At 58.7% G+C, this 8341-nt stretch carries 6 protein-coding genes; all 6 read left to right on the top strand.

Annotated elements, in window-relative coordinates; translation table 11 throughout:
* The first annotated feature begins 459 nt into the window (after nucleotides 1–459).
* The 6 genes from JOF47_RS21685 (at nucleotide 460) to JOF47_RS21660 (ending at nucleotide 8339) form a co-directional block, all read left to right on the top strand.
* Complete coding sequence (locus JOF47_RS21685; RefSeq protein WP_245357102.1) at nucleotides 460–2469, top strand: M13 family metallopeptidase; 2010 nt, start codon at nucleotides 460–462, stop codon at nucleotides 2467–2469.
* Between the two features lie 373 nt (nucleotides 2470–2842).
* Complete coding sequence (lysS, locus tag JOF47_RS21680) at nucleotides 2843–4363, top strand: lysine--tRNA ligase (protein WP_210002814.1); 1521 nt, start codon at nucleotides 2843–2845, stop codon at nucleotides 4361–4363.
* A gap of 1 nt (nucleotide 4364) precedes the next feature.
* Entirely contained in the window at nucleotides 4365–4541 is a 177-nt protein-coding gene (locus JOF47_RS21675; protein ID WP_210002811.1) for a hypothetical protein, read from the top strand.
* Nucleotides 4542–4661: 120 nt separating this feature from the next.
* Nucleotides 4662–4982 (top strand): histone-like nucleoid-structuring protein Lsr2, encoded by a 321-nt coding sequence (locus JOF47_RS21670; RefSeq protein ID WP_210002809.1) that lies wholly within the window; start codon nucleotides 4662–4664, stop codon nucleotides 4980–4982.
* 217 nt (nucleotides 4983–5199) lie between these two features.
* Nucleotides 5200–7713 carry an ATP-dependent Clp protease ATP-binding subunit gene (locus JOF47_RS21665; protein WP_210002807.1) on the top strand — a complete coding sequence of 838 codons (2514 nt, stop codon included), beginning with the start codon at nucleotides 5200–5202 and terminating at the stop codon, nucleotides 7711–7713.
* Nucleotides 7714–7832: 119 nt separating this feature from the next.
* On the top strand, nucleotides 7833–8339 hold the full coding sequence (locus JOF47_RS21660) for an amino-acid N-acetyltransferase (RefSeq protein WP_210002805.1): 507 nt from the start codon (nucleotides 7833–7835) through the stop codon (nucleotides 8337–8339).
* Nucleotides 8340–8341 lie beyond the last annotated feature (2 nt).

Genomic DNA, 8341 nt, shown 5'->3' with positions numbered 1-8341 from the left:
CCTGGCTGCACCGGGCCGGTGTCGGTGGTGGGGGTTGTGGGGGATGGGGGCGCTTCCCAGTCGGGTGCGGGGTTCCTGCCGGGCCTCCGGTGGCCGGCCCCCGGCCCCCGCACGTTGCGGGGGGCCTTTTCCCTTTTAACCGCCCCGCCCCGCCCCGCCCCCGGCCCCCGCACGTTGCGGGGGCCTTTTCCCTTTAACGGGACCGCCGCCCGGGGGCCGGGGGGTCCTTCCCGGCCGGCGTCCCGTGCGGGCCGCACCGCCCCCGGCGCCTTTTCTCTTATCCACAAGCGCTGTGGATAACTAGCTAAGGATGCAAACAGTGGTTGGTTCACCGCTGGAGTAACGAAGAAAAATAGTCTCAAATTCTTGTTTCAGACGCGTAAAGTGAATCAGTGAGACCCCGGACATATCGCTCGAACCCCTACCTATGGGAATGAGCCCGCTCATGTGAAGAGGACAATGATGAACGCCAAATCTCTAGTTCCAGCCAATGAAGCAGAGACGTCGACAGTTCGTACGAGCCATCGGGACGAGAACGTGCGCCCCCAGGACGACCTATATCGTCATGCCAACGGTTCCTGGCTGAGCACTGCTCAGATCCCCGCGGATCAAGGCACCTATGGGTCCTTCATGGCCTTGCGCGATGACTCCGAGGCGGCGGTGCGCGCCATCATTGAAGCTGCGCAAGAGGAAACCCTTCAGAACGCCGGGGAAATCGACGGGCGCAAAGAGCGTATTGCCAATATCTACACGAGCTTCATGGACGAGGCGCGAATCGAAGCAAACGGTGTCGAGCCGATCCGTGCGGATGTCTCAGCAATCTATGAGACCACCAACATCGAGGAACTCATACGTCTGAGTGGCTCGTTTTATCGACGCGGAGTATCAGGGTTCATCCAGGCTGGCGCGAGCTCGGATGCAGGCGCCCCTGAGCGTAACCTGCTGACCTTCACACAGGGCGGCCTCGGATTGCCCGACGAGTCGTACTACCGCGAGGAGCAGTTTGCCGAACTTCGTGGAGAATATCAGGAGCACCTCGCCCGTTTGATGGCATTGGGTGAGCTGAAGGACACCGAAGCGGCAGCCCAAGCCGTCATCGACTTGGAAACCAAGCTTGCTTCGCACCACTGGGACCGCGTGAAATGCCGGGATGCACAAGCCCGATACAACTTGATGAGCAACAAGCAGCTGCTTGAACTCGTTCCTTCCCTCGAGCTTTGGCTGCAGGGCGCTGGCATCGCCGAGAAGTACTACAACGAGGTCGATGTGTGGCAACCCAGCTACCTCAGCGGCCTTGAAGAAATCTTGCGCGATGCTCCATTGGAATCCTGGCAGCACTGGCTTGCCGTCCAACTGATTCGCTCAAATGCGCCATACCTGTCGAGCGCTTTCGTCAACGAGAACTTCTCCTTCTATTCGGCAAAGCTGTCCGGTGTACAGGAGCTGCGTGAGCGTTGGAAGCGCGGTGTTGCCTTTACTGAAGGATCTGTTGGCGAAGATATTGGTCAGCTGTACGTGGCAGAGCACTTCCCGCAGCGCAGCAAGGACAAGATGGAGGCATTGGTCGCCAAGCTGATTGACGCTTATAGGATTTCCATTGCCAACCTTGAATGGATGAGCCCTGAAACCAAGGAGAAGGCCCTCGAGAAACTCTCGATGTTCCGCTCCAAGATCGGCTACCCCAATGAATGGATCGACTATTCCTCGATTGCCGCGGTTGCAGATGACGTTATTTCCAACGTTGCTGCCTCTAACGAATTCGAGTTCCTGCGCGAGCTGAAGAAGATCGATGACGGAGTCAATCGCGAACTTTGGTTCATGTACCCGCAGACCGTCAATGCCTACTACCACCCGCTGCTCAACGAGATCGCATTCCCTGCAGCCATCTTGCGCTTCCCTTTCTTTGACGCAGATCGAGACGCCGCAGCGAACTACGGGGCAATCGGCGCCGTAATTGGCCACGAGATCGGTCACGGCTTTGACGACCAAGGGTCCCAATTCGACGGGACCGGTGAACTGAAGAATTGGTGGACCGACGAGGACCGTGCGGCCTTCGACGCACTGACCGGAAAGCTTGTCGAGCAATATGATGCGCTTGTGCCGCCAGAAGCGCCCGAGCACCACGTCAATGGCAAACTGACCCTGGGCGAAAACATCGGCGATCTTGGCGGACTGGGCATCGCCTACACCGCTTACAAGATGGATCTTGCAGCAAACGGCGTGGAACTTGATGAGGTTGTCGACGGGCTCACTGGCGATCAGCGGTTCTTCTACTCTTGGGCTGAATGCTGGCGTACCTTGATGCGTCCGGAAACCATGGTCACTCGAATTACTACTGATCCGCATTCGCCGGGCGAGTTCCGCTGCAACCAGGTTCCGAAGAACATGGACGCCTTCCATGAGGCATTCGGAACCAAGCCTGGTGACGGAATGTGGCTGGATCCGGAAGACCGCGTAAAGATCTGGTAATTGGCTGGCACCATTCACAACAGAATATTTGTGGACAACGATGATTCCTTCGTTCCAAGGAGAACCTTCCTTGGAACGAAGGAATCATTCATTTCTTTCCATCCCAAAAAAGAGGCTCCGATTTCAACGAGGTGTACTTTAAAGCAGCCGGCAAAGAGTCGTGTTTTCCTCTTGGTGTGTTGATGGGGTCCTGCGCTTTGCGCTGATCTGGGTATTGCCATACGGGCTTACGACAAGAGCGCCCCGTCGCCCGTTGCCGGAATGTATTCTTCCAGGCTCCCTAGTTTCCTGGAGAGGGTTGTCAACAGGCGTTGTGGTGTCGCTGGACACCTCGCAGCCCACACTCAGCAAATGCAACGTAGAATTAACGATTGTGACTGCCGAAAAAACTTCCCCTGTAGCTAACACCACCGACACCAACGACCAGCGTCAAGTGCGCCTGGATAAGCGCGCCGCATTGTTGGCACGCGGCGAAGAAGCATACCCGGTGGGAGTCGCACGCACTCACTCGCTTCAAGAAGTCCGCGCGCTGTTCCCGGAACTTGAACCAGACACCGCCACCGGCGTCCAGGTAGGCATCGTCGGGCGTATCGTCTTCATGCGAAACACCGGAAAGCTCTGCTTCGCCACTTTGCAGGAAGGCGGTCCGGAAGGCTCCGGAACCCGCCTCCAAGCCATGCTTTCCCTGGCCAACGTAGGCGAAGAAAAACTAGCCGACTGGAAGTCGCTGGTCGATCTCGGTGACCATGTCTTGATCACCGGTGAAGTGATTTCTTCGCGCCGTGGCGAGCTTTCGGTCATGGCCACGGATTGGCAGATGGCTTCCAAGGCCCTGCGTCCGTTGCCGGTCCTGCACGCGGAGCTTAGCGAGGAAACCCGCGTACGTCAGCGCTACGCCGACCTCATTGTCCGTGATGAAGCCCGCCAAATGGTTTACAAGCGCGCCGCAATCACCCGCGCGGTCCGCGATACCTTGCACTCGCATAGCTACGTTGAAGTTGAAACCCCGATGCTTCAGCTAATTCATGGCGGCGCTTCTGCCCGTCCGTTCGAGACGCACCTGAACGCTTTTGACCAGCACATGACGCTGCGTATCGCGACCGAGCTTTACCTCAAGCGCGCAGTGGTTGGCGGAATCGACCGTGTCTTCGAATTGGGACGCATCTTCCGCAACGAGGGCGTGGACTCCACCCACTCGCCGGAATTCACCACGTTGGAATGCTACGAAGCGTACGCAGATCAGTTCGTAATGGCTGATCGCATCAAGGAAATCATCCTTAACGCGGCCGATGCCATCGGTGCCGGCCGCGTTCTCGAAACGTCCAAGGGAACTGTAAACCTTGACGGTGAATGGGCATGGCTTGGCGTCTACCCGGGCCTCTCTGAAGCGGTGGGCCAGGAAATTACTCCTGATACCGATGCTGAAACCCTGCGCGCAATCGCAGAGAAGCATGAAGTAAAGGTCAACCCTAAATGGGGATCCGAAAAAATTGTCATTGAATTGTTCGGTGAAATTGTTGAGCCGACTTTGATTAATCCGACTTTCGTCTACGATTACCCGCCCGCAGCACAGCCGCTGGCGCGCCCCCACCGTAGCAAGCCGGGTGTCATTGAAGCCTGGGACTTGGTCATAGGCGGCATGGAACGCGGCACTGCCTTCTCGGAGCTTATCGACCCGGTGGTTCAGCGCGAACGCCTGACCCAGCAGTCGCGTATGGCCGCGGATGGCGATGACGAAGCCATGCAGTTGGACGAAGACTTCCTCCGAGCCCTTGAATATGGGGCCCCGCCCATGGGTGGCATTGGATTGGGTATTGATCGACTGGTCATGCTCTTTGCCGACACCGGAATTCGCGAAACCATTCTATTCCCCTTGCTCAAGCCGGAGGCCTAAAATGCCTTATATCGAGGCACTGCTCCCCACGGTAGTTGTGGCGCTGATTTTTTGGTTTGTTATTCGAGCCGTATCAAATGTCGATCGCACTGAACGCTTGGCTGAAGCTGAAGTCGACGAACAAATGAAATCGAACTTAGGTGAAACAGGCAAAAATAGTTCTCAGTCTGAGAATTAGCTGAATGCCATAATTTCTACTTGTTAGATGATGCTTACTTGTGTTTATGATAAGGGTGAGCGCATGGATTGAAACCGTTATTAGGTTCATGCGTATTCCCATCAACACAAGGAGTAGCTAATGGCACGTCAGGTTCAGATTGCATTGATTGACGATATTGACGGTTCTGAGGCAAGCGAATCCATCGTTTTTGGCATTGGTGGGCAACACTATGAAATTGATCTAAACGAAGCGAATGCTGAAGCATTCCGCGAAGCCTTGAAGCCGTACATCAAGGTTGCGCGTGCATCGAAGCAGTTCACTCCCAAGGAAGCCCCGGCCATTCGTGCCTGGGCCAAGGAGAACAACGTTAAGGTCAACGCCCGTGGTCGTCTGCAGGCAGATGTAATTGCCGCTTACCATGCTGCGATGGCTAAGAAGTCTCGTTCGAAGTCGAAGTAGTCATGCCCGGAGGACTGCCACGTTGCTATTAGTGGGAGCCCGATTGGGGAAATGATTGTCCGCGGGGGATTGGGTCCGAACAGGCCCGATCCCCTTGCGCGTTTAATGCTTATGGAAAACGCCGAGGGTGAACAAGGTTATCCCTTGGGCGAACATTTCACACGAGCGGGAAATTGATGCGTAGCATCGAAATACGTGTTAGCTAGGAGTGTGCCGCATGTTTGAGAGATTTACCGACCGTGCCCGTCGCGTTGTCGTGCTTGCCCAAGAAGAGGCGCGCATGCTCAACCACAACTACATCGGAACCGAGCACGTTTTGCTCGGCCTCATCCATGAGGGCGAGGGAGTCGCGGCCAAAGCCCTTGAGTCGCTGAATATCTCGCTTGGTGCAGTCCGCGAGCAGGTTCAAGAGATTATCGGACAGGGCCAGCAGGCTCCTTCCGGTCACATCCCCTTCACCCCGCGCGCCAAGAAGGTCCTGGAACTTTCCCTGCGTGAAGCCTTGCAGCTGGGCCACAACTACATCGGAACCGAGCACATCCTGCTCGGCCTGATTCGCGAAGGCGAGGGCGTCGCCGCCCAGGTCCTCGTGAAGCTCGGTGCAGACCTGTCCCGCGTACGCCAGCAGGTCATCCAGCTGCTCTCCGGATACCAGGGCGGCAAGGAAACCGCAGGTGCCGGCGTAAGCTCCGGTGGCCAGAGCGAAGGCACCCCGGCCGGTTCCGCGGTGCTGGACCAGTTCGGCCGGAACCTCACCGCTGCCGCCCGTGAAGGCAAGCTGGACCCGGTCATCGGGCGCGAGTTCGAGATGGAACGCGTCATGCAGGTCCTCTCCCGCCGCACCAAGAACAACCCGGTGCTCATCGGCGAACCCGGTGTGGGCAAGACCGCTGTCGTGGAGGGCCTGGCCCAGTCGATCGTGCGTGGCGATGTCCCCGAAACGATCAAGGACAAGCAGCTCTACACGCTGGACCTTGGTTCGTTGGTTGCCGGCTCCCGCTACCGCGGCGACTTTGAGGAACGCCTGAAGAAGGTCCTCAAGGAAATCCGCACCCGCGGTGACATCATCCTGTTCATCGACGAGATCCACACCTTGGTTGGTGCCGGTGCCGCCGAGGGCGCAATCGATGCAGCATCGATCCTCAAGCCCATGCTGGCCCGTGGCGAACTGCAGACCATCGGTGCCACCACGCTGGACGAGTACCGCAAGCACATCGAAAAGGACGCAGCGCTCGAGCGACGCTTCCAGCCAATCCAGGTCAAGGAACCCTCCGTGGAGCACACCACGCAGATCCTGCGCGGCCTGCGAGACCGCTACGAGGCGCACCACCGCGTCTCGATCACCGATGGCGCCTTGGTTGCAGCTGCCCAGCTGGCCCACCGCTACATTTCCGATCGCTTCCTGCCTGACAAGGCGATCGACCTGATCGACGAAGCCGGTGCGCGCCTGCGTATCCGCCGTATGACCGCCCCTCCGGCTCTGAAGATGATGGACGAGGAAATCTCCACCGTTCGACTGGAGAAGGAAGCGGCGATCGACGCCCAGGACTTCGAGGGTGCTGCAGCCTTGCGTGACAAGGAAGGCAAGCTCCAGGAGGCCCGCGCCGAGAAGGAAAAGGCCTGGAAGAACGGTGAACTCGATGAGATCGCCGAGGTCGACGCCGAACTCATTGCCGAGGTCCTTGCCAACTCCACCGGCATCCCGGTCATCAAGCTGACCGAGGAAGAGTCCACGCGACTGCTGAACATGGAAGACGAGCTGCACAAGCGGGTCATCGGCCAGGACCAGGCAATCAAGGCCATCAGCCAGGCCATCCGCCGAACCCGTGCCGGCCTGAAGGATCCGAACCGCCCCGGCGGCTCGTTCATCTTCGCCGGCCCGACGGGCGTCGGCAAGACCGAGCTGGCCAAGGCCCTCGCAGAATTCCTCTTCGGTGAGGAAGATGCGCTGATCACCTTGGACATGTCCGAATACTCGGAGAAGCACACGGTTTCGCGCCTCTTCGGTGCCCCCCCGGGATACGTCGGTTATGAAGAAGGCGGCCAGCTCACCGAGAAGGTCCGCCGTCGTCCGTTCTCCGTAGTGCTGTTCGACGAGGTCGAGAAGGCACACGCCGACCTGTTCAACTCGTTGCTGCAGATCCTGGAAGACGGTCGCCTGACCGACAGCCAGGGCCGCGTGGTCGACTTCAAGAACACCGTGATCATCATGACCACGAACCTCGGCACCCGGGACATCTCCAAGGGTGTGATGACCGGCTTCCAGTCGGCCACCGACACCCGCACCGGTTACAACCGCATGCAGGCCAAGGTGCAGGAAGAACTGCGCCAGCACTTCCGCCCCGAGTTCCTGAACCGTGTTGACGACGTTGTGGTCTTCCCGCAGCTGACCCAGGACGAGATCGTGGAAATCGTGGACCTGTTCCTCGCCCGCCTGCAGAAGCGTCTGGTCGACCGCAAGATGACCATCGAGCTTTCCCCGGCCGCCCGCGTGTTGCTGGCAACCCGCGGCTACGACCCGTCGATGGGTGCCCGCCCGTTGCGCCGCGTCATGCAGCGCGACATCGAGGACCAGCTCTCGGAGAAGATCCTCTTTGGGGAACTGAGGGCCGGCCAGCACATCAAGGTCGACGTCGAGGGCGAAGGCGACGACGCGACCTTCACCTTCCATGGTGAGGGTGGCACTCCGCAGCTCGAAGGCGAATCGGCTCCGGTCGCCATCGAGGGCTAACCGCCAAACGAACCACCAACTAGAAGCCCGCAATCCAGACATATGGATTGCGGGCTTCTTGGCGTCCCGGGGGCTACATAAAACGCGGGACCCGGGCCCGGTGGGCATAGGATAAAAACATGACTTCCTTTACCGTCAGGCGCGCCCGTACCAGCGATGTGAAAAGCATCCGTGCACTAGTCAAGCCGCTGGCCAACGACAGGGTGCTGCTGGAAAAGGAAGCTGTTGCCTACTATGAAAACCTGCAGGAATTCTTCGTCGCCGAGGATGAAGCCGGAGCCGTCATCGGTTGCGGCGGCCTGCACGTCATGTGGGAGGACATCGCTGAGGTGCGGACGCTGGCCACCGATGGTGCGTGGCGTGGCAAGGGGGTTGGCCACCAGATCCTGGACCGCCTGCTGGCCGAGGCTCGGGAGCTTGGCGTCGCACGGGTGTTCTGCCTGACGTTCGAGGTCGACTTCTTCTTGCGGCACGGCTTCAGCGTGATGGAAGAGCAAAGTGCCGTCGACCCGGAGGTCTACTCCGAACTGCTGCGTTCCACCGATGAGGGCGTGGCTGAGTTCCTGGATCTGGCGCGGGTTAAGCCCAATACGCTGGGCAACACCCGGATGATCGTCCGCTTCTAACT

Source organism: Paeniglutamicibacter kerguelensis, assembly GCF_017876535.1.
Lineage (GTDB): Bacteria > Actinomycetota > Actinomycetes > Actinomycetales > Micrococcaceae > Paeniglutamicibacter > Paeniglutamicibacter kerguelensis.
Note: the sequence above shows the minus strand (reverse complement) of the source record. Positions and strands in the feature narration are given on the sequence as shown.

Coding starts and splice junctions, on each gene's coding strand:
- JOF47_RS21660 (WP_210002805.1), top strand. CDS start 7,833: ATGACTTCCTTTACCGTCAGGCGCGCCCGTACCAGCGATGTGAAAAGC.
- JOF47_RS21685 (WP_245357102.1), top strand. CDS start 460: ATGATGAACGCCAAATCTCTAGTTCCAGCCAATGAAGCAGAGACGTCG.
- JOF47_RS21670 (WP_210002809.1), top strand. CDS start 4,662: ATGGCACGTCAGGTTCAGATTGCATTGATTGACGATATTGACGGTTCT.
- JOF47_RS21665 (WP_210002807.1), top strand. CDS start 5,200: ATGTTTGAGAGATTTACCGACCGTGCCCGTCGCGTTGTCGTGCTTGCC.
- JOF47_RS21675 (WP_210002811.1), top strand. CDS start 4,365: ATGCCTTATATCGAGGCACTGCTCCCCACGGTAGTTGTGGCGCTGATT.